The following is a 22,365-nucleotide window of genomic DNA, read 5'->3' on the forward strand; positions in this document are numbered from 1 at the left end:
CCGATAGACTATAAATAGTTAAAGGAGGAAGCCAAAAATGACTTACGCAATTGAAGTACATAATCTATCTAAAGCATTTAATGAGCAAGCTGTTTTAAGCAATATTAATTTTAAAATTAAAGAAGGAGAAATTGTTGCTTTATTAGGGAAAAATGGAGCTGGGAAAACCACTTTAATTAGGTTACTTAATGATTTGCTTTCTAAAGATACTGGAACAGTTAAAATCTTTGGTCAATCAAAACCAAATCGAAATTTAATTGGCGTGATGCCTCAAAAATCTATTATCTTAGATCGAGTTAAAGTCAAAGAAGCGGTAAACTTAGCTAGATCATTTTATAAAAGTCCAATGCCTTTTGATAAATTAGTTGAATTGGCTAATATCGGTGCTTTACTAGATAAATACACGGATAAACTATCTGGTGGACAACTAAAGCGGGTTTCTTTTGCAATTGTAATGGCAGGAAACCCTAAGCTGGTTTTCCTTGATGAACCTACAGCAGGAATGGATGTTGAAGCTAGAAATGAATTTTGGCAAAAGATAAATGGTTTTAAAAAGCTAGGGACAACTTTTTTAATAACAAGTCACTACCCAGAAGAACTTGAAAAAGTCGCAGGACGTTATTTGATTATTAACAATCACCGACTAGTTTTTGATGGCAGTTTAGAGCAAATGAAAAAGCAAAATCAAACTGTTAAAGTTAGCTTTGTTAGTCAACTTGAAAAAGTTAGCTTTGTTAATTTACCTGCAGTTGTTGATATTAACGAAAATAACAATCACTATGTTTTAAAAGTTAATGGCTTGAATGCATTTTTACCAAGCTTTATCAAATATCTCAATCAAGTGGAAAACCTTGAAATCTCTCAAAGTAATCTCGAAAACTTAATGAAAAAATGGATGGAGGATTAATAATGAATAATTTTGCCTATCAATTGAAGATAAATTTAAAGCGTTTTTTACTTAGAAACCCCTTCTTCTTTATTTTCATAATTTCTTTACCTGCAGTTTTTTACTTAATTTATACCAAAGTAGCAATTACTGATGCACCTGCAGGTTGGAATAAGCGCTTTTTAGTAAGTATGATTGTTTATGGTATTTTAATAAATTCGCTATCAACACTTTCTCGAATTTTATCAAGTGACGATAAAAAAGGTTTCAAACTATTTGTTAAATTATCCCCAACTAGTTTAAACAGTTATTATGCAAATATTTTTTTAGTATTTGAGTTTATGAATATAATTGCTGTTTCGGCAGTAGCATTAGTTGGCGTTTTTATTAATAAGGTTAATTTATCTTTAGAAAATTGGCTTGTTTTACTGGTTGCAGTACCAGTTTTATGTTTACCTTTTGCCTTACTAGGAGTCTTAATTTCTTTTGTTGGCGATGAAAATGCAGTTGGTGCATTGGCAAACTTACTTATGTTTACAATTGCAATTTTGTCGGGACTATGGTGGCCTTTGAGCATGATGCCTGATTATTTACAAAAAATCGGCAAAATCATGCCAGGGTATCCAGCTTCTCAATTAAGTTTAGATTTATTACTAAAGCAAAATATGAGTGGTAATCAATTACAAACTTTATTCGTCTGGCTAATTGTGCTAATTTTAATCTTAGGACTAGTTGTCAAAAATAAGGGGCGTAAAGCTTAATAGCCAAGGAGTAAAATATTGAAAGAATTTCTTAATAGGCATGTCCTTTTTCCAAAAAAGTATGGGGCAATGCCTTATTACTATTTATTGTTTTTATTTTTTGCAGTTTTTGCTGCATTACCGATAAAAAACTTATTTGACTGGGTTTGTTTTTTAGCATTAATACCATTTGCTAAATTTTATCGTGATTCATATGGCGAAGAAATCCCAAATTATGATTGGGAAATTACTGCCATGATTGCAATTGCGGCATTATGGGTTATTAATTATCAATATTATTATAATTTTATTTTTGCAGGTTTTTGTATTGGTTTTAGTGAAATTAAACCCCATATTTTCAAAAATAGAGTAGTAATCTATCTTAGTTCTGTAACAGCATGTGCAGTTTATACGGTTATTAAGCAGGGGTTTGATATTAATTTGTTTTTTGGCTTGCTTTTTGCATACTCTTGCGTCTTTTTTGCTCATTCTTTCGCTGTTTCTCAAAGAAAAAGATTCGTGTTAAAACAAGATAATGAAAGATTATCAATTATTATTAAGCAATCTGAACGTGATCGCATTGCTGGGCAACTTCATGACAATTTAGGACAAGTTTTTTCAACTTTAGCCATTAATGCTGATTTGGCAGAGAAACTGGTTGATAAAAAACCAGACTTAGCCAAGAAGCAAATTCAGCAAATTGGCGAGAATGCGAGGGATAATTTAAATCTCGTTCGGGAAATCGTAGCTGATTTACGTAAGCAAAAGTTAGTTCAGGTCTTAGCTGTTGAAAGTGAAAATCTAGAAAATGCCAAATTTGATTTGACAACCGAAAATCAAGCACAAGCCTTTACTTGGCCTGATAATATCCAAAATGAGTTATCATTTATTATTAGAGAAGCTATTGCCAACGCGATTCGATATAGCCATGGTAATTTAGTTAGAATTACTTTTAATGAAGATTCTAATAATTATTTTGTTAGAATTAAAGATAATGGAATTGGATTTAAAAATAAAGCTAATACTAGTCGTGAACATTTTGGGATTAGTGGGATGCAAACAAGAACTGAAAAATTAAAAGGAAGCTTTGCAATTTCTGACAAAAATGGTGTTGAAATTAGTATTAGTATTCCTAAGGAGTAGTTATGACACGGTTATTTTTAGCTGAAGATCAAGAATTGTTAAATTCAGCCTTGAAGATGTTGTTAGATTTAGAAGATGATTTTGAAGTTGTAGGAACTAGCTTGACGGGTGAAGATGTTGCAAATAAAATCATCACTTTAAAGGTTGAGGTTGCATTACTAGATATAGAAATGCCGAAAGAAAGTGGCTTAGAAATTGCTAAAGAGTTACGTGAGCAGAACTATCCTGGAAAAATAATTATTTTGACTACCTTTGCTCGAGCTAATTACTTTAAAGAAGCATTAGCTCAAAAAGTTGATGGCTACCTCTTAAAAGATAGTCCAAGTGATTCGCTGGTAAAGGCAATTAGGGCTATTTTAGATGGGAATACAGTCTTTGATCCCAAGCTGGTAAGTGGTGTTTTAAATGAAGTAGATAACCCCTTAACAAATCGTGAAATGGATATTTTAAAAATGTTGGAACAAGTAGCTACCACCAAAGAACTAGCTCAAAAATTATTTTTATCAGAAGGGACAGTTCGCAACTATATTTCTTCTATCTTAAGTAAAACAGGAACATCATCAAGATTGGAAGCACTTAACTTAGCACGAAATAAGGGCTGGATTTAGAGTAAAAAAAATAAAGCCAAAAGGCTTTATTTTTTTACTTATTTTCACGTTTTTGCTTTCCAGCATTTCTTTTACGCAATTCTTCTTCTGTAGAACTAGTTGAGTCTGATGAGTTAACAGAATTATCGGAATCATTTCCAATAATATCGTCAATTATTTCTTTTGTTACAACTACTTTCATTGGCTTTTCTTTTAGTTCAGCATCAATTTTGGCTTTTGCTCTTGGTAAGATAATATAAGTTACAATTACTTGTTGAATTAAAGCAATTATCCCACCAACTAAGAAGTAAAGACCCAATGCACCTGGTGTAGACATTGAAATAAATAATGTCATTAATGGACTAATAAAAATAGTTGATTGCATTGCTGCTCGTTGTTGCTCACTAACTCCACGAAGCATTAATAAACTTTGAGCTAAGTAAAATAGTGCACCGACAATTGCAAAAAGTAGTGATGGCTTACCAAGTGATACTCCGAAAAAGCTTGATTTATATAGAGCATCTGAATAGGCTACTGCTTGATAAATACCAATCATGAAAGGAAATTGAACAATTAATGGTAGACAGCCAATTCCACCAGTGATACTTAAATTGTTTTCACGGTAAACTTTTTGTTGAAGTTGGCTGATTTGCATTTGCTTATCAGGAGTTAAAGAACGATCTTTTAAGGCGTCTTGGATAAGTTTGAATTGGTCTTGTAAGCGACTAACCTTTTCTTGCTGAATCGTTGACTTTTTAGAACTTGAAAGCATTAAAGGTAATAGTACAAAACGAATTACAGCTGTAATAATTGCAATTGCCCAACCAGCACCATTTGTACCTCCGATGGCATTTTCAGTTGCTAGCATAATATTTCTTATTGGGATACCAATAAACTGATAGATTAACCCAAAAAAGCCACCTTTTGGTGCAGCGTTTGCACCAGTCTTGTAAGCAGCACAACCAGTTAGAATAACTGCTAACATAGCCACTAAACTAACTAACAGTAAGATTTTTTTGTTTTTTTTCATTAATTAAATACACCACTTAATTTCTATAAATTCTCTGTTTTAAATAAAACAACTTGCTAATATTTTACCGTAAAACGGGTCAAAGGTGCCACATTTGTCAACTGTTTTTGTTCAATTTTATCAATTCTTGCAGTAGGACCTTGGGCAGATGGTAATTCTTGAATAAATTTTTCTAAAATATAATCTTTCCCCTGAACAAGGATAGTTACACTACCATCATTTTCATTTCTTACCCAGCCCTTTAAGAAAAACTTCTTTGCTAATATTTGAGTACACCATCTAAATCCGACCCCTTGAACTAGTCCGTATACATGAATTTCTCTTGTTTCCATAATTTTTTCTCCTTATGAATACAATCTACTATTTAATATTTTAAACTTCTAACATAAAATAGTGTAGTGAACTAAGGAGAATGACATGCAAAAAATTACATCAACAACAAATCAAACAATAAAAAATTTAGCTAAGCTAAATAAGAAAAAATATCGTGAACAAGAAGGCTTTTATTTAATTGAAGGTTTTCATCTAGTAGATGAAGCTTTTAAAAGTAAACTTAATTTTAAGTATTTATTAGCTACTCAAGCTGCTTTTGAAAAGTTGAGTATTCAATACCACTTAGACTTAACTGATAAACGCTTAATTCAAATTAATGAGCGAGTTGCTAAGCATCTTAGTGCAACAACTAATTCGCAAGATGTATTTATGGTTTTAAAAATAAATCAACCTAAGCATTTTACTTTTAATTTTGGTAAATGGATATTACTTGATTCATTAGCTGATCCTGGTAATATTGGTACAATTATTAGAACGGCAGATGCAGCTGGTTTTAATGGGGTAGTATTATCAGAAAATTGTGCTGATTTATACAATCCTAAAACACAAAGAGCAATGCAAGGAAGTCAATTCCATATTCCAATCATCAAAGCGGACCTTTTAAAAACAATTGAGCAATTTAAAGAAAATTATATTCCGGTTTATGCGTCAGTTTTAGATGATGAAGCAAAAGAATTGCCTGATTTTGAAAAAACTAAAGAATTGGCTTTAATTATTGGAAATGAAGCTAATGGTGTAAGTGGGGATGCTGTAAATTTGGCTGATGAAAAATTATTTATTCCTATAAAGGGTCAAGCCGAATCATTAAATGCAGCAATTGCAGCAGGTATTATGATTTATCACTTTGCTTAAATTTCTCACTTGTAATTAGTAAGTGAAAGCAAGTATAATTATATTAACAACAAATTTAAAGGAGGAAGACATATGTCAACTGCTTCTCAAGAAAAAGATGGTTGCCAAGGCTGTCACAATAAGTTTGAAAACTGCGAACATTTTATCAATGCCTTTGCTTTTATTGGTAAAAAATGGAATGGATTAATTATTAGCTCATTATGTAGTTTTACTCCGATGCGTTTTAAAGACTTGGCTAATGCGGTTCATGCTTGTTCAGATCGAGTATTAGTTGAACGACTAAAAGAATTAGAAGAATTAAAGATTGTTAAGCGCTCAGTTTCAGATTCAGGTATTATTACTTATAAGCTAACTAAAAAAGGCGCAGAATTAAAGCCTGTATTTGATCAAGTTCATGAGTGGGCTGATCGATGGGAAGTATAAAGAATACTAGTTGCATGTTTTTGCTAAAAGTTTTAAGATACTAACTATAACAATAAAGATAAAAACATTTAGCAAGACTAGTAGTAAGTTCTTTTACTTAACAGAGAGGATTATTTAGCTGAGATTAATCTAAGTTATGGCTTATGAATTTCACCTTGTAAGTTGAATTTTAATCAATTCCGGTATTTCCCGTTATCGAAAGTTAAGTGTAGGGATATTCTATCCCTAAACGAGGGTGGTACCGCGAAGCTTCGTCCCTGTTGGGGCGAAGCTTTTTTTGTTTAGAAAGGGACGCAGTATGGATTTATTTGAAAGATTGGCTAAATTACGTGATGAAGGTTTAGCACAAATTCAAAAAGCTGAAAATGAAAAGAAGTTAAACGATGTACGGGTAACTTTAGTTGGTAAAAAGGGAGAATTAACTGAAATTCTTCACTCAATGAAGGAAGTTGCGCCTGAAAATCGTCGAGAAGTTGGTCAAAGAGTTAATGAATTACGTGACTTGTTTAATCAAAAACTTGATGATGCTAAAAAAGATCTTTTGAAAAAGTTAGTTGCTGAAAAATTAAAGGCGGAAGCAGTTGATGTTACCTTACCAGGTAGAAAAACTCGTCTTGGTTCTAAGCACGTAATTAGAATTATTCAAGATGATTTAGAAAGATTTTTCATTGGTATGGGCTTTCAAGTGGTTCAAGGACCAGAAATTGAAACAGAGCATTATAATTTCGAAATGCTTAACTTACCTAAGGATCACCCAGCTCGTGATATGCAAGCTACTTTCTTTGTTGATGAAGGTCATCTTTTACGAAGCCAAACTTCTCCTGTTCAAGCTAGAACAATGGAAAAACATAATTTTGAAAATGGTGCTTTAAAGATGATCTCACCAGGTAAGGTTTATCGTCGTGATGATGATGATGCAACTCACTCACATCAATTTGCTCAAATGGAAGGGCTAGTTGTTGATAAAAACATTACCATGGGAGATTTGAAAGGAACTTTAGAAGCAGTTGCAAAACATGTTTTTGGTCAAGATAGAGAAACCCGGTTAAGACCAAGTTATTTTCCATTTACTGAACCAAGTGTTGAAATGGATGTTTCTTGTTTCAATTGTGATGGTAAGGGATGTCCAGTATGTAAATATACTGGTTGGATAGAAGTATTAGGTGCAGGAATGGTTCACCCTAATGTTATTAGAAATGCCGGTTTAGATCCGGAAGTTTATGGTGGCTTTGCTTTTGGTTTAGGGTTAGACCGTTTTGCAATTTTGAAATATGGTGTAGATGATATTCGTGATTTCTATACTAATGACATTAGATTCTTAACACAATTTCGTCAGGAGGAAGACTAGATGTTAGTTTCATATAAATGGTTACAAGATTTTCTAAAGTTAGATATTGATCCTAATGAGTTAGCAGAAAAAATCACTAGAACTGGGATCGAAATAGCATCAGTTGACCACCCTATGGAAGGGTTAAAAAAGATAGTGGTTGGTCACGTTTTAGAATGTGAAATGCATCCAGATTCTGATCATTTACATATTACTCAAGTTGATGTAGGTGAAGATGAACCAATTCAAGTGGTATGTGGAGCACCCAATGTTGCTGCGGGCGAATATGTTATTGTTGCTTTGCACGGAGCTAGAATTGCTGGTAATGAAAAGATTAAGCGCGGTAAAATTCGTGGTGTTGTTTCAAATGGGATGCTTTGTGGTTTACAAGAAATTGGTTTTAGCGATAGTGTTGTACCACAAGAATTTGCTGATGGAATTTTTGTATTTCCTGAAGCAATTAAACCAGGGACTGATGTTTATGAAGCCTTAGGTATGGACGATTACATTTTAGATTTTGATATCACTCCTAACCGTGCTGACACTCTTTCTATGGAAGGAGCAGCATATGAAGTTGGTGCAATTGTTGATCAAAAGCCTAACATTGAAGATGTCGCTTTAAAGGGTGACGGAAGCGATTGGACAAATGAATTAAGTGTTAGTGTAGATAAAAAGCTCGCACCAAAATTCTTAATGAGAAAAGTTTCAAATGTAAAAATTGCTCCAAGTCCACTTTGGCTTCAAACACGTTTATGGAATGCCGGAATTCGCCCAATTAACAATGTAGTTGATGCTACTAATTACGTTATGCTTTTAACGGGTCAACCAATGCATGCCTATGATGCTAGTGCATTTTCTGGTAAGTGCGAAGTTCGTTTAGCTAAAAAGGGTGAAAAATTAACTTTACTTAATGAAAATGAATTAGAATTAAATTCTGAAGATATTGTCATTACAGATGGAACTAAGCCAGTCGCCTTAGCAGGTGTTATGGGCGGGCTTAATTCAGAAGTAACAGATTCAACAACTGATGTGATTTTGGAAAGTGCAGTTTTCGACCCAGCATTAGTTAGAAAAGCTGCTTTACGGCATGATGCAAGAAGTGAATCATCTGCTCGTTTTGAAAAGGGACTTAACTGGGATAATACTGAAAAAGCACTTAACATGGCTGCACTACTTCTTAGAAATCATGCAGAAGGTACAGTTAACGAAGGCATTATTTATGCTCAAAATGAAGAAAAGCCTAAATGTGAAATTACAGCTAACTTTGCTTATTTCAACAAAATTTTGGGAACAGAATTATCAAATGAAGAAATTTTAACCATTTTCAATCGCTTAAACTTTGTAACTAAATCAGCAGGTGATGAAGTAACTGTAACTGTTCCAAATAGACGTTGGGATATTTCAATTAAAGCTGATTTAGTTGAAGAAGTTGGTCGAATTTATGGCTATGACAACATTAAGTCAACTCAACCTGTACTTGGTCAAACTCATGGTGGTTACAATGCTGATGAAATAAAGGTAAGACATTTGCGTCACTTAGTTGAGGCACAAGGTCTTGTCGAAACTATCAATTATTCATTAACTAGTGAAGATTTAGCATATTTGTTTAGAGATAAAGCATTAGCACCAGTTAAAGTTGAATGGCCACTTAATTCAGCTAGAACAACAATGAGACAAAACTTAATGGCCAGCTTGGTTGAAACTGCTAGCTATAACTTTGCTCGCAAACAAAATGAAGTTCGAATTTTTGAACAAGGGCGTGTGTATGATCATGAAAATGATGAATACAATGAACATACTCATTTAGCAGCTCTATATTCTGGCACAGTAGAAGAAGTAAATTGGCAACATATTGAAGAAAAAGTTGATTTTTACTATGTTAAAGGTCAAGTTGAAACATTATTTGATGCTGTAATTAAATCTCCTGCTAAGATTGAATATAAGGCGATTAATTTGCCTGGTATGCATCCAACTAGAACAGCCGGTATTTATATTAATGACCAATATGTGGGCTTTGTTGGACAAATTGCCCCACTTCTTAACTTGTTTGATAAGAATTTACGTGGAAAAGAACTATATGGTTACGAACTTAATTTAGATTTGATCTTGCCACTTATGGATGGTGAGACTAAATCAATGCCAGCTCCTAAATATCCAAGTGTTGAACGTGATATGTCATTATTGGTTGCTGAAAATGTAACTAGTGATGAAGTCGCAAATGTCATTCGTGAAAATGCTGGTAAATATTTAGTTAAACTTGATGTAATTGATGTATATCAAGGTAAACATATTGAAGCTGGTAAAAAGAGTTTGGCTTATAAATTAACATTCTTAAATGAAAAAGAAACTTTAACAGATGAAGTTGTAACTAAGGCTGTAAACGCAGTTAGTGAAGCTTTAACTAGTCAATTAGAAGTAGAAGTACGTTAATCTATTGACTTTCATTAGTGAATTAAATATTATTGACTGGTGAAATATCAATAAAGGGAGATTAATATGCCACAAAAAACATATCCAATGACTGCCGCAGGCAAAGAAAAGCTTGAAGCAGAACTTAAAGAATTAAAACTTGTTAAGCGTCCAGAAGTTATTGAAAGAATTAAAGTTGCTCGTTCATATGGTGACCTATCTGAAAATTCAGAATATGATGCAGCTAAAGATGAACAAAGTGCTGTAGAACAACGGATTGCTCAAGTTGAACAAATGCTTAAATATGCTGATGTTATTGATGCTGATAGTGTTGATCCTAATGAAGTTTCAGTTGGTAAGACTGTAACTTATACTGAAGTTGGTGAAGATGATCCAGAAACTTATACAATTGTTGGTTCTGATGAATCAGATCCATTAAACGGCAAGATTTCAAATGATTCACCAATTGCACAAGCATTACTTGGTAAGCATAAAGGTGATACTGTTTCAATCAGTACACCAGGTGGAAGTTTTGATGTTGTTATTAATGACGTTAAAGCTTAATTAACATTAAACAATAGAACGAAAGAGCTGATACGAAGTTGTATCAGCTCTTTTTGTAATGTTTGTTATTGATTTCGTTTATGATAAAAATAATATGCTAAAAGGCAAATTCCAGTTATTACACTTAATAGTAAGCCTAAATAGAATTGATGTGGCACATAAACAAATTTTATTTGATGTTTCCCATTAACTAACTGAATTTCTAAGAAGGTATTAGTGAATTTAGTATAGTTGATTTTTTTACCATTATCATAGATGGTCCAATTATTGTCGTAAGGAATACTAGTTCTAAGTGTTTTATTGCCACTAGTTGTAAAAGTTGAAGTTTCAATAGTACCAGCTTTTGTTTCTTTAACAATTGGTTGGTTCTCTTTAAGTTTAGTCAAAGTAGTAGTAAGGTGCTTAGAATTTAGTTCCCAAATAATGATATTTGCTAAATTTACTTTGTTTTTTAATAAAGTAAATGAAAGAACTAATTTTTTGCCTTTTTGTTTATTGGCAATATTAAGAAGTTTGACCTGATCATAACGAGCATCTATATCAACACTTTCGCCATTAATAGTAAATGAAACAATTTTTCCTGTTAAACTAGCTGGTAATTGTAAGTAATAGGAATTATTAGTTTTTGGAGTAAAAGAGTATGAAATGGTTGCAACTTGGGTCAAAACCTTTTTTTGGTAAGTTGAATTACCACTAGCTTTCGCATTTTCCAATTGTGCAGTTGGAAGATTAATTGCAGTAAATAAGTTGGTTTTATCACCGGTTGCAGCAGTATAAAATGATTGCTGATTTTTGATAGGCTGGTTTTCAAAATAATTGGTAGCCCAATTTCTTTGAGAGATATAAGCAAGAGGTAAGGCTGTTTGGTTAATTGCATAAGATAGTTGCTTAAAATCTCCACCGAATGTCATTGAATTAATATCAGTTCGATATAGTCGATTATTGTATTTCATTCTCTGACTATTTTTAACATTATCATCGCCATAATAAGGCTGTAAGGTATATTTTACACCTAACAGTGAATCTAATACTTGTGTTGAAAACTTATTGATAAATGCATTAGAGTTATGTGCTAGTCCTTGATAGCTAATGAAGCTATTAATTTTAGAATTGGCAATTGAATTGAAAACTGATAAACCATAATAACCATCACTAAATGGATCATCGTCAGAACGAGAAAAAGTTTTTTCTAAGCGATATAGGCTACTGTCTTGGCTCTTAATTGAATTGGTAGCACTTGCAACATTTTCAGTAAAGTTGCTATAATCTTCATTTACTTGATAAGAAATACTATTTAAGCTTGAATTTAGGTTTAAAGCTGTAGCAATAATGGTCAAACCCCAGATTAACCCTTGTACTAAGATATTTTTTAGAGGTAAAGCAGCTGCAATAATAATAGCAATGACAGCGAAAACTAAACTAATTAGAACCTTATTGTGATCTAGAAAATCAAATCGATTCTTAGTTAATAACCAAGTAAAGAGTCCAGCTGATATTAAAACAATTAATATTAATTGCTTAATTGAAATCTTACTTTGTCTTGACAATACTTTGAGTGCAAGTTCAATTAATAAAAAGCTAATGACAAAACTGAAGCGAGCAGGATACCAAGTTGGAAATTGTCCTAAATGCCAGAAAAGAACTAATGGATTAAACCAGCAAGAAATAAATAAAAATAATAATAAAATTGCGTAGCTCAATCGTTCTTTAAGACTGAATTCTTGGCTTAAAAAGTAAGTTAAGCTAATTAGGAAAAATAAAATTGTAAGGTATACATTAGGTAATCCAGCTTGCATTTCATGGAAACTATATGAACCTGAAATAAATTTACCTAGTAGCTTGTATGGAGTAAATTGAATTCCCCAATTAAAGACGGCACTGCTATTTTTATTATTAATTATTTCATAAATAGTAGGAATTAAGGCAAAGGCTGCTAATAAAGTAGCGGTAGTTGATTTTATTACGTAATTGAGTAATTTCTTTTGCCAATTAGTAGGATGATTGAATAAATAAATGGCAAAGTAAAAGAAGCCAAACACCAAAGCCATGTAGCCAGTATAAAAATCAGTTACCCAAAGAAGGAAAGTAACAAGAATTAACCAGTTTTTTTTGCCCACTTGATGAATTTGCAAAATTAATAATGGCAGCAAAATTAAGCTGTCAAGCCACATTAAATTCAAGTTGTAGGCAATAACATAACCAGATAAGGCAAAAGCATTGCTACCTGCTAAGGCATAAATCTTTTGATAATGTTTTTGAAAATAATAATAGCTAGTTAAGCCAATTGTGCCAACTTTAAGTGAAATAATCCAATAAATAGCAATAGGTAATTGAGTCTTGCTGAAGAAAAGTAAAAGCATATTAAATGGGCTAGCTAAATAATAGAAGAAAGTTCCGATTAAACTGCCACCTAATCCATTTGCAAAACTATAACTGTATGCGGCAGGATTAAAGAAGTGATCTTTATAAAACGCAAGCAAATCAATATATTGCTGACCTAAATCAACAGTTAAGATTCGCATACCATGCATAGCAAAGTAACCAGCAAATATTGCAAATGGAATAAAAAAACTTAATAAATATAAAATTGTACGAACATGTTTGTCTTGATAATTAATTTTCATTTTCCTCATTTACTTAAGATTTAAAAAACATTGAAACTAACATTGGGATATACATAGCATAACACAAAGCTATCTGCTAAAATATTGACTGACTAGTGAGGTTGATTTTCTTGAATTTTTTAAAAAATAATAATCATAAATCTGATCGAAAAGCGGCTGAAACGCCAATCAGAATGAAAATAATTTTAGGTGTCATTTTTATTTTATTCGCAATGTTGATAGGACAACTAGCATATTTGCAATTAATTTATGGTAGTCGTTTTCATTCAGAAGTGCAAAAAAGCGATGACACGGTGGTTACTAGTGCAGTTCCACGAGGCATTATGTATGATGATAAAGGTCGCGTTTTAGTTGGTAATAAGGCTAATAACGCTATTACTTATACTAAGGGCTCGTCAGTTACTAGTAAACAAATTTATAATATTTCTACAGCTTTGAGTCAATATATTACTATTAGTAATGAAACACCAACTGACTTGCAACTAGCTGCTTATTATTTAGGTAATAGCAGCAATTATGCTAAAGAATATGCAAAATTGCCTAAGTCACAAAAGTATGATTCAGATGGAAACGAGTTAAGTAACTCAAAGGTCTATTCCACACTAGAAAAGCAAGTTATTAAAGAAAAGAAGCATTATACTAGCAGACAAAAGACTGCTGCTTTGATTTTTAATAAGATTTCTGGTGCTTATAGCTTGTCAACAATCTATATTAAAAATCAAAATTTAACTGATAAAGAAGTTGCTTTGGTTGGTGAACATTTATCTGATTCACCTGGTGTTGGAATAGGGACTGATTGGGAGAGAACTTATCCTAATGGATCTTCAATTAAGACTATTATTGGATCTGTTTCTTCCGAAAAAGCTGGATTACCTAGTGAAAACTTGCAATATTACTTAGCTCAAGGTTATTCACGTAATGACCGAGTGGGGACTTCTTATCTTGAAAAGGAATATGAAGCTTTACTTAAAGGCACTAAGACTGAAAGTAAATTAACAACTAAGTCCAATGGAACAGTTACGCAAACTAAAACTGTCTATAAAGGGCAAGCTGGGGCAAGTTTGATTCTGACACTTGATTCTAAATATCAAGCAAAAGTACAAAAGAAATTAAAATCTGTATATTCTTCTGCCTTATCAGCAGGTGCAGCTCATTATTCAAGTGGTGCATTTGCAATTGCAATGGATCCAAATACAGGAGCAATTAAAGCAGTAGCAGGACTAGACCATGATGTGAAAACTAATAAAGTTACTGATGATGCTTTAGGTGTTATTAACCAATCATTTGTTATGGGGTCTGTTGTAAAGGGTGCGCAAGTTGCAGGTGGTTTAATTAATAAAGTTATTACACCAAGTAGTAATACTTTGCCAGATACACCAATTTACTTACCTGGTACACCAGTTAAGAAATCTGTTTATCCAGTTGGGACTTTCAGTTCATTGGATGCAGAAACAGCCCTTGAAGTATCAAGTAACATTTACATGATGCAACTTACATTAAGATGGTTGAATGCCAAGTATACACCAAAAACGTATATTCATATGCCGACTGATGCTTTTGATATTTTAAGACGCAATTTTGCGATGTTTGGATTGGGACAAAAGACAGGAATAGATTTACCAGGAGAAATTTCAGGTATTGAAGGTAAGACCCATAATTCATCTGGTCAATTGCTTTCTGGTTCAGTACTTGACGAATCCTATGGTAACTATGATGCATATACTCCTATCCAACTGGCACAATACATTTCAACCATTGCAAATGGTGGCTATCGAATGCAACCATATTTGGTACAATCAGTTGGTCAAACTAATTCAAGTGGTACAAAAGTTTCAATTAATTACTCTAAAACACCAAATGTTCAATTTAGAATACCTTGGACAAGTAGTGAATTGAATGTTATTAAAACAGGGATGTACCGTGTAGTACATGGGACCAATGCTTGGGGTACCGCCCATACATTAAAGGATGTTAAGCCAAGTATTTCAGGTAAGACTGGTACTGCTCAAACTTTTTACTATGATGCCAGTGCAAGTAAGAAAAAGAATAGTAGCAGTGATCCAATTGAATTAATCAATACTACTTTTGTTGGTTTTGCTCCTTCAAGTAAGCCAAAATTAGCTGTAGTAGTGGTTTTCCCAGGTTTGGATCCTAACTTGGAAGGTACTTACACATTGCAAGTAGCTAAAGAAATGGTTGAAGATTACTTCAAATTAAATAAATACGCAGAAAACTAATATTTTTTCTGGTAAAAGCTATTGAAAAATGCTATCATTGAACAGTCGAAATAAATTTAATAGGTGGTGGAAGAAATGGCAGATAACATTATTCTTGAATGTACTGAATGTGGCGAAAGAGACTACTTAACTAAGAAGAATAAGCGTAAGCACCCTGAACGTTTGGCTTTGAAGAAATATTGCCCACGTGAAAGAAAGGCTACGCTTCACCGCGAAACTAAGTAATTACTAAGACAACAGGTTAAAAAGCCTGTTGTTTTTTTGTTATAATGTTAAACATGAAGAAAAAAGAGTTAAGACAGCGACAAATTCTTCGTTTAAAAGAATTTGCCAAGAAGGACCGAAAAGTTGAAGAAGATATTTTATTACAAAATAAATTTTTAGCTAATTCGTTACTTGAAGGAGTGAAAACAATCGGTGTAACTTGCCCATTGGATTTTGAAATTGATAATCAAATAATTATTGAGCAAGCTAGAAAAAAGGGAATAAAAACTTATTTAGCTAAAAGTTATCATGATAAGAGTATGGATTTTGTTTATTTTGATGACCAAACCCGATTAGAAAAATCTGACTTTGGTGTTTGGGAAGTAGCAAATCCAACTGAGATTAATAATCAACTAGATTTATTGCTAGTACCAGGACTTGCTTTTTCTAAGGTAAGTCATGATCGTTTAGGCTTTGGTGGTGGTTATTATGATTGTTTTTTAGCTGAACATAATTGTAAAACTGTTAGTTTAGTTAATTCGGTTATGTTATTTGATACGCCAGCTTGGCCAATTGAAGTAACTGATAAGCAAGTTGGAGAATTAATTACTTTAACCAAGTAATAGACAAACTAAAAGGAAGAATGAAGAATAGTGACTTATGAATAATCCAAGAATTAGAAAATATTATAAGACTAATGCGATGACTAATACTATTTTTGTGGTTTTAGTTGCAATGTTTGCCTTAGAAACATTCAATGGCGGATCAGAGGATTCAGCAGTTTTATTTAAATTGGGTGCGCAATTTAACCCCGCGGTTATTATTTTAGGTCAGTGGTGGCGCCTTTTTACCGCCCAATTTTTACATATTGGATTACTGCATTTGGTTGTTAATTGCGTTACGCTCTTTTATATGGGGCAATATTTAGAACCAATGCTAGGACATGTACGTTTCTTAATTATTTATTTACTAGCAGGAGTTGGTGGTAATTTAATGACACTGGCTTTTGGTAGTGATAATGCGGTAAGTGCTGGAGCATCAACTGCATTGTTTGGCTTATTTGGGGCGATGATTGCATTAGGTATCGCTAATCGGACACATGAGGGAATGGCCTATTTAGGAAGACAATCATTTGTATTAGCTGTAATAAACCTTTTGTTTGATATTAATGTCCCACAAATTGATACTTGGGGCCATGTTGGTGGATTAATTGCTGGATTTTTATTAACAGTAATTTTGGGAGATCAAAACTTACGTGGTTATAAATTACCAATAAAAATTTTAGCAGCATTAGCATTAATTGTTTTTATATTAGCAACTTTGAGAATGGGATTTATTATTTCGGAATAATGAAAACTTTATATGATGTGCAACAATTGTTGAAAAAGTTTAATATTTTAGTTTATGTTGGTAAGCGTAAATGGGATATTGAGCTGATGGCCTTAGAACTGGATAATTTGCACCATGCTGGAGTAATTAGCCAAAAGGATTATTTAACAGCAAAACTTATTTTGCGACGGGAACATGAAATTGAAGAAAAGAATGAAAAAGAGTCGTAAGAGCGGTATTATAAAATAAAGAAAAATTTGAGGAGAAAGAAATAGTGAATACTTTTTTATTAGTTATTGATGCGATTTTATTAGTTATTATCTTGTCATTTCTTTGCTCTTGGCTATGGAACAAATACCAAGCTAAAAGAGTTGGTGGCGCTTTAAGTAATGAAGAATTTCGAGCAGGTATGCGAAAAGCGCAAATTATCGATGTTCGTGAAAGTGCTCCATTTAAACGTAAGCATATTGATGGAGCGCGTAATATTCCAATGACCATGTTTAAGTACCAACATGGTGAAATTAGAAAGGATTTACCTGTTTATCTTTATTCTGATGCAAGTTCTATTACTTTGCGTGCCGCAAGAATTTTGCAAAAAGACGGTTACAAAAAGATTTTTTGGCTAAAAGATGGTTTAGAAAATTGGGATGGTCGTACTAAGGCATCAAAATATTAATTAAACAAAAAAACTTGCTAGGATAAATACCAGCAAGTTTTTTTAGTAACTTATAATTATAATGTTAAGTAACAATTTTAAATATTGCTTTAACCTAAGTGAGCTGAGTGACTCTTACGGTTAGCGCGAATGCGGTTTTGTTCAATTCGCTTAGCTTCTTGTTCAGCAGGGTCTAAGACCTTCTTTTTGTATGTGAAAACACCTGCTGCAATTGTACCTAAAGTAGTAATCATTCCGGTAACAAAGCCGGCTCCAAACTTTTTAGCCATTTTGAATTACCTCCTAGTTCATTTACTTTAATTTTAGCAATATTTATCATTTTATTAAAGGAAAAGGTATGCAAAAAATAATAGTTGTTGTCGGACCGACAGCTGTAGGTAAAACTAGCTTAGCGATTAAATTGGCTCAGCAAGTAAATGGACAAATAATTTCTGGCGATTCCATGCAGATATATCGCGAGGTTTCAATTGGGACAGCTAAGGCAACTGAAGAAGAACAAGCTGCTGCTCCCCATTTATTAATTAATCAGAAATCTGTTTTTGAAGAATATTCTGTTAAGGACTTTGTAGCAGATGCTACTAAAGCGATTGATAAAACAATTCAAATAAAAAAAACACCGATAATTTGTGGTGGAACAGGGTTTTATATCAATGCTTTGATTAATAAATTACAGCTTGGAGAACCAGGAGAATATGAAACGAGTGTTGAACCTAAGTTTGAAGTTTTCTTAGCTGAACATGGTCCTGAAAAGTTGTGGCAACTTTTGCAAGAAAGGGATCCTCAGGCGTGTGAGAAGATTCCAGTTGAAAATACTCGGCGAGTATTACGAGCTTTAACAGTTATTGATCGGACTGGAGAAAAATTTAGTCAGCAACAAGTACAAATAAAGCCACGATATGATGCTTTATTAATTGGTTTAAATAGTGAGCGTCAACTAGTCTATGATCGGATTAATAAGCGAGTCGATATCATGATGACTGAAGGGTTACTTGACGAAGCTAAATTTATTTATGAAAATCGAGCTAGGGAATATCAAATTCTGCAAGCAATTGGCTATAAGGAGTTTTTCCCTTATTTTGAAGGGACAAGTGATTTAAATACTTGTGTTGAGAAACTTAAACAGGCCTCAAGAAAATATGCTAAACGGCAGTTAACTTATTTTAGAAATAAGTTAACAGTAAATTGGTATGATTCTCTAAATAATCCGAATTATTTTGAAGAAATTTTAACGAAAGTAGAGCAATGGCAAAATGAATAATTATCCTAAAGAACTAATTCAAATAGTTAAAGAGGTAAATAACTTAATTGCCCCTAAATTAGCAGAGCTTGATGAACAAGTTGTGTATAATCAAGCCAAAGTATTAGAAACTTATAAGCATGCTAGTGTTGCTGAAGCTGATTTAAAAGGGACAAATGGATATGGTGATGATGATACAGGGCGCGATAAGCTAGAGCAGATTTTTGCGGAAGTATTTCAAACTGAAGCTGCCTTAGTACGTCCGCAATTTGTTTCAGGCACACATACATTGGCAACAGCTATGAAAGGAAATTTACAAGCAGGCGATACTTTAACTTATTTGACCGGGATGCCATATGATACTTTACAAACTGTTATTGGTCTTACACCACATAAGCAAGGAACCTTGATGCAAAGAGGTATTAAGTTTTCTTATGTTCCATTAAAAAATAATCAAGTTGATTACCAGGCTGCTAAAGAAATTCTGCTTCGTGATAAGCCAAAAATGGTTGCAATTCAAAGATCTAAAGGATATAGCACTAGACCAAGTTATAATGTGGAGCAAATTAAAGAAATGATTGCTTTTGTCAAAGAAGTTTTACCATCAGCAATTGTTTTTATTGATAACTGTTATGGGGAATTTTCTGAAAAGCATGAACCAACAGAATATGGAGCAGATTTAATGGCTGGTTCTTTGATAAAAAATGGTGGTGGTGGAATTGCCAAAACAGGTGGTTACATTGTAGGAAAAAAGCAATTGGTTGAAAATGCCACTTATGAATTACTAGCACCAGGATGTGAAGAAGAAGGAGCTACTTTAACTAATATGCAAGATTTCTTGCAGGGCTTTTTCATTGCTCCTAATACTGTGGTAAATGCTATAAAAGGTATGGTTTTTAGTAGTGCGCTGTTAGAAAAAATGGGTTTAGAAGTTGCTCCAAGATGGGATGCAGTTAGAACGGATTTGATTCAAAATATTATTTTTCATGATCCAGAAAAAATGGTTAAATTTGCCAAAGAGCTGCAAAAGAATTCTCCAGTTGATTCTTTTGTAGACCCTGTTCCATACAATATGCCAGGTTATGAAGATAAAGTTGTAATGGCAGCTGGGACCTTTGTTTCAGGTTCAACAATTGAATTTTCTGCTGATGGTCCAATTAGAGAACCATATGCATTATATATGCAAGGTGGATTAACTTATGCCCATGTAAAAATTGCTGTAATGAATGCAGTTAATGAATTGTTTTTTAAGAAAGTTTAAATATTAATAAAAAATTAGAGCTGATTTCAGCTCTTTTTTTTAGACCAATTTTCTTTTCTAGCCTTACTTACACATATGTTTTTTATACTTTTGAAAAATAAGTAGTCCAATATAATTAGCATAAAATAACTATACCAGTTTGACAAAATAAAAAACAAAGGCTATTATATGGCTATGTTCTTAGGAAATATAATTGATTCTAGGACTATACCAATTTTGTTACGATAGAAAGATTATGTTAACAGGTGGAAATATGAAGAAAGTATACACTGAAGAAGAAATTCGTAAAATTGTTAGAGACCAAAATGTACGTTTCTTACGTTTATGCTTCACAGACATCAATGGTACATTAAAGAATGTTGAAGTTCCTCTTAGTCAATTAGATAAAGTTTTGGCAAACGAAATTCGTTTTGATGGTTCAAGTATTGATGGATACGTTCGAATCGAAGAAAGTGACATGGTTTTATACCCTGACTTCTCAACTTGGGCAGTATTACCTTGGGGCGATAATGAAGGCGGCAAGATTGGTCGTTTGATTTGTTCAGTTCATAATACTGATGGTACTCCATTTGCTGGTGACCCAAGAAACAACTTAAAGCGTGTTGTTGCTGAAATGAAAGATATGGGCTACAGCAACTTTGAAATTGGGTTTGAAGCTGAATTCTTCTTGTTCAAAGAAGATAGTGAAGGTAACTGGACTACTAAGCCAACTGATCAAAGTTCATACTTCGATATGGCTAGCGAAGATGAAGGTGCTAAGTGCCGTCGTGATATTGTTGAAACTTTGGAAAAGATTGGTTTCGAAGTTGAAGCAGCTCACCACGAAGTTGGTGCTGGTCAACAAGAAATTGATTTCCGCTTTGATGATGCAGTTGCTACTGCAGATAAGGTTTTAACTTTCAAGATGGTTGTTAAGCAAATTGCTAAAAAGCATGGCTTACATGCAACCTTTATGCCAAAGCCAGTTGAAGGCTTACCTGGTTCAGGTATGCACACTAATATGTCATTATTCAAAGATGGCAAGAATGTCTTTTATGACAAGGATGGCGAATACAAGTTATCAAAGACAGCTCTTTACTTCTTAAATGGTATTTTAAGCCATGCAAGAGCCTTAACTTGTGTTGGTAATCCAACTGTTAACTCATACAAGCGTTTAATTCCAGGGTTTGAAGCTCCTGTATATATTTCATGGGCTAACAAGAACCGTTCACCACTTGTTCGTATTCCAGATGCTGAAGAAATTGGTACTCGTCTTGAAATGCGTTCAGCTGACCCAACAGCTAACCCATACTTATTATTAGCAGCTTGCTTAAAGGCTGGTCTTGAAGGTATCAAGGAAGCTAAGATGCCAATGGCCCCAATTACTTCAAATGTCTTTGAAATGTCTGCTGAAGAAAAGAAGGAAAGAGGAATTATTGCTTTACCTTCAACTTTGCATAATGCTACTAAGTACTTCAAGCAAGATAAGTTAATCCAAGACGCTTTAGGTGAACACTTAACTCAAAGCTTTATTGAATCTAAAGAACTTGAATGGGCTCAATACACTCAAAGTGTTTCAGATTGGGAAAGAAATCGTTACATGAACTACTAATATGTAGTAATAACTATCTGAATACTATAAAAGGAGAGGTTTATACCTCTCCTTTTTATATTGCTGTTAAAATATCACAAGCTAGACCCACGACATCCTTTTGGCGCGTTTGCCCCCAGTTGCGTGCATCATGTTCAAAATTAGCTAAGCTGTCAGCAGAGTATAGAATCTGAGCAAATTGAACCTGGCGTAATTGGCAACAAGCGGCCATTGCGGCACATTCCATTTCAACAACCGATATTCCTTCAGCTAGATGCTGTTCAACTTTAGCTTTAGTTTCTCTGAAAAAGCCATCAGTTGTCCAAGTGGTTACTTCGGTGTAGGGCAGGCTTCTTTTTTCAAGTTGCTCTTTAACTTGCGTCACTAATGGACTAACTAAGTTGATGTAACGGCTTGGAGCTAGATAATGAAAACTGGTGCCTTCATCACGCAAGGCTTTAGTTGGTAAAAAGAAGTCACCTTCATTTCCAGAAGTTAAAGCGCCACAAGAGCCAATTGCTAGCACTTCTTTTACACCATAGGCAATTAGCCAATCAAGAAGTTGAACAGCAGCACTAGCACCTAAAGGTGGGCGAACAAGTGAAAGAGTTTGATTATGATACTGAACTTGGTAAACAGAAAAGTTGCAAGCAAAAGTCTCAAAGTTGGCAGCAATTTTATAATCTTTATCAGCTAAAAAAGCTTGAAAATTTTCATCAGTGACAAAAGGATAGACAAGCTTGTCAGCAAAATCGCATCCCAAATTTTCGTGATTAGGATTAAGAACAGCGTTAGGATTTGAATCGAAGTTCATTAATGATAATTTTTCCACATTTTTCACCTCTTAATAATATTTATTTAATAATATCATAATAGGCAATGCGAATCTAGCTAGTGTTTCTTAATATATAAAAGTGTGCAAATATTTGTTAT

23 protein-coding genes and 1 other annotated feature are annotated in these 22,365 nt (G+C 33.4%); of the genes, 18 read left to right on the top strand and 5 right to left on the bottom strand.

The window, feature by feature from the left end:
• Nucleotides 1-37 precede the first annotated feature (37 nt).
• From ETI37_RS05990 to ETI37_RS06005, 4 genes are read left to right on the top strand one after another with little or no spacing between them, the layout of a single operon-like run.
• Complete coding sequence (locus tag ETI37_RS05990) at nucleotides 38-907, top strand: ABC transporter ATP-binding protein (RefSeq protein WP_006586468.1); 870 nt, start codon at nucleotides 38-40, stop codon at nucleotides 905-907.
• Nucleotides 908-909: 2 nt separating this feature from the next.
• Entirely contained in the window at nucleotides 910-1,647 is a 738-nt protein-coding gene (locus ETI37_RS05995) for an ABC transporter permease (RefSeq protein ID WP_022091113.1), read from the top strand.
• An 18-nt stretch (nucleotides 1,648-1,665) separates the two neighbouring features.
• Entirely contained in the window at nucleotides 1,666-2,769 is a 1,104-nt protein-coding gene (locus ETI37_RS06000; RefSeq protein WP_006586470.1) for a sensor histidine kinase, read from the top strand.
• A 2-nt stretch (nucleotides 2,770-2,771) separates the two neighbouring features.
• Nucleotides 2,772-3,377, top strand: coding sequence for a response regulator transcription factor (locus ETI37_RS06005; RefSeq protein WP_006586471.1), 606 nt, complete (start codon nucleotides 2,772-2,774; stop codon nucleotides 3,375-3,377).
• A gap of 34 nt (nucleotides 3,378-3,411) precedes the next feature.
• Here ETI37_RS06005 and yidC read toward each other — a convergent pair whose 3' ends face one another.
• Together yidC and ETI37_RS06015 are read right to left on the bottom strand one after the other, a co-directional pair.
• Entirely contained in the window at nucleotides 3,412-4,386 is a 975-nt protein-coding gene (gene yidC / locus ETI37_RS06010; protein WP_006586472.1) for a membrane protein insertase YidC, read from the bottom strand.
• A 56-nt stretch (nucleotides 4,387-4,442) separates the two neighbouring features.
• Entirely contained in the window at nucleotides 4,443-4,718 is a 276-nt protein-coding gene (locus tag ETI37_RS06015; protein WP_006586473.1) for an acylphosphatase, read from the bottom strand.
• 85 nt (nucleotides 4,719-4,803) lie between these two features.
• Between ETI37_RS06015 and ETI37_RS06020 the strand changes: the two genes are divergently transcribed.
• The 5 genes from ETI37_RS06020 (at nucleotide 4,804) to greA (ending at nucleotide 10,294) form a co-directional block, all read left to right on the top strand.
• Nucleotides 4,804-5,571, top strand: coding sequence for a TrmH family RNA methyltransferase (locus ETI37_RS06020; protein WP_006586474.1), 768 nt, complete (start codon nucleotides 4,804-4,806; stop codon nucleotides 5,569-5,571).
• A gap of 72 nt (nucleotides 5,572-5,643) precedes the next feature.
• Nucleotides 5,644-5,994: a winged helix-turn-helix transcriptional regulator gene (locus ETI37_RS06025; protein ID WP_006587153.1), complete on the top strand. Its 351-nt coding sequence runs from the start codon at nucleotides 5,644-5,646 to the stop codon at nucleotides 5,992-5,994.
• A gap of 58 nt (nucleotides 5,995-6,052) precedes the next feature.
• Nucleotides 6,053-6,256, top strand: a binding site (T-box leader).
• A 36-nt stretch (nucleotides 6,257-6,292) separates the two neighbouring features.
• Entirely contained in the window at nucleotides 6,293-7,342 is a 1,050-nt protein-coding gene (gene pheS, locus ETI37_RS06030) for a phenylalanine--tRNA ligase subunit alpha (protein WP_006587154.1), read from the top strand.
• On the top strand, nucleotides 7,343-9,751 hold the full coding sequence (gene pheT, locus ETI37_RS06035; RefSeq protein WP_006586477.1) for a phenylalanine--tRNA ligase subunit beta: 2,409 nt from the start codon (nucleotides 7,343-7,345) through the stop codon (nucleotides 9,749-9,751).
• Between the two features lie 66 nt (nucleotides 9,752-9,817).
• On the top strand, nucleotides 9,818-10,294 hold the full coding sequence (greA, locus tag ETI37_RS06040; RefSeq protein WP_006586478.1) for a transcription elongation factor GreA: 477 nt from the start codon (nucleotides 9,818-9,820) through the stop codon (nucleotides 10,292-10,294).
• Nucleotides 10,295-10,359: 65 nt separating this feature from the next.
• On the opposite strand, the gene ETI37_RS06045 is transcribed toward greA, so the two are convergent.
• Nucleotides 10,360-12,918, bottom strand: a complete 2,559-nt coding sequence (locus ETI37_RS06045; RefSeq protein WP_022091114.1) for a YfhO family protein — start codon at nucleotides 12,916-12,918, stop codon at nucleotides 10,360-10,362.
• Between the two features lie 110 nt (nucleotides 12,919-13,028).
• Here ETI37_RS06045 and ETI37_RS06050 point away from each other — a divergent pair, with 110 nt between their 5' ends.
• From ETI37_RS06050 to ETI37_RS06075, 6 genes are all read left to right on the top strand, one after another.
• On the top strand, nucleotides 13,029-15,155 hold the full coding sequence (locus ETI37_RS06050) for a peptidoglycan D,D-transpeptidase FtsI family protein (protein ID WP_143458488.1): 2,127 nt from the start codon (nucleotides 13,029-13,031) through the stop codon (nucleotides 15,153-15,155).
• 75 nt (nucleotides 15,156-15,230) lie between these two features.
• On the top strand, nucleotides 15,231-15,380 hold the full coding sequence (gene rpmG / locus ETI37_RS06055) for a 50S ribosomal protein L33 (protein WP_006586481.1): 150 nt from the start codon (nucleotides 15,231-15,233) through the stop codon (nucleotides 15,378-15,380).
• 44 nt (nucleotides 15,381-15,424) lie between these two features.
• Nucleotides 15,425-15,982, top strand: a complete 558-nt coding sequence (locus ETI37_RS06060; protein ID WP_006587156.1) for a 5-formyltetrahydrofolate cyclo-ligase — start codon at nucleotides 15,425-15,427, stop codon at nucleotides 15,980-15,982.
• A 37-nt stretch (nucleotides 15,983-16,019) separates the two neighbouring features.
• Nucleotides 16,020-16,709, top strand: a complete 690-nt coding sequence (locus ETI37_RS06065) for a rhomboid family intramembrane serine protease (protein ID WP_006586483.1) — start codon at nucleotides 16,020-16,022, stop codon at nucleotides 16,707-16,709.
• Entirely contained in the window at nucleotides 16,709-16,918 is a 210-nt protein-coding gene (locus tag ETI37_RS06070) for a YqgQ family protein (RefSeq protein WP_006586484.1), read from the top strand. Before ETI37_RS06065 ends, ETI37_RS06070 begins: the two co-directional genes overlap by 1 nt.
• 44 nt (nucleotides 16,919-16,962) lie before the next feature.
• Nucleotides 16,963-17,364: a rhodanese-like domain-containing protein gene (locus ETI37_RS06075; protein ID WP_006586485.1), complete on the top strand. Its 402-nt coding sequence runs from the start codon at nucleotides 16,963-16,965 to the stop codon at nucleotides 17,362-17,364.
• A gap of 89 nt (nucleotides 17,365-17,453) precedes the next feature.
• Here ETI37_RS06075 and ETI37_RS06080 read toward each other — a convergent pair whose 3' ends face one another.
• Nucleotides 17,454-17,633, bottom strand: coding sequence for a DUF3042 family protein (locus tag ETI37_RS06080; RefSeq protein ID WP_006584464.1), 180 nt, complete (start codon nucleotides 17,631-17,633; stop codon nucleotides 17,454-17,456).
• 68 nt (nucleotides 17,634-17,701) lie between these two features.
• On the opposite strand from ETI37_RS06080, the gene miaA reads away from it, so the two are divergent.
• The 3 genes from miaA to glnA all read left to right on the top strand — a co-directional run bounded on the left by miaA (nucleotide 17,702) and on the right by glnA (nucleotide 21,453).
• A complete protein-coding gene (gene miaA, locus ETI37_RS06085; RefSeq protein WP_006586486.1) occupies nucleotides 17,702-18,622 on the top strand; it encodes a tRNA (adenosine(37)-N6)-dimethylallyltransferase MiaA in 921 nt (306 codons plus the stop codon).
• Nucleotides 18,615-19,862, top strand: a complete 1,248-nt coding sequence (locus ETI37_RS06090) for a methionine gamma-lyase family protein (protein ID WP_006586487.1) — start codon at nucleotides 18,615-18,617, stop codon at nucleotides 19,860-19,862. Before miaA ends, ETI37_RS06090 begins: the two co-directional genes overlap by 8 nt.
• Nucleotides 19,863-20,115: 253 nt before the next feature.
• Entirely contained in the window at nucleotides 20,116-21,453 is a 1,338-nt protein-coding gene (gene glnA, locus ETI37_RS06095) for a type I glutamate--ammonia ligase (protein WP_006587159.1), read from the top strand.
• Between the two features lie 55 nt (nucleotides 21,454-21,508).
• On the opposite strand, the gene ETI37_RS06100 is transcribed toward glnA, so the two are convergent.
• On the bottom strand, nucleotides 21,509-22,264 hold the full coding sequence (locus ETI37_RS06100; RefSeq protein WP_006587160.1) for a nucleoside phosphorylase: 756 nt from the start codon (nucleotides 22,262-22,264) through the stop codon (nucleotides 21,509-21,511).
• Between the last annotated feature and the right edge of the window lie 101 nt (nucleotides 22,265-22,365).

The organism is Lactobacillus mulieris (assembly GCF_007095465.1).
GTDB lineage: Bacteria > Bacillota > Bacilli > Lactobacillales > Lactobacillaceae > Lactobacillus > Lactobacillus mulieris.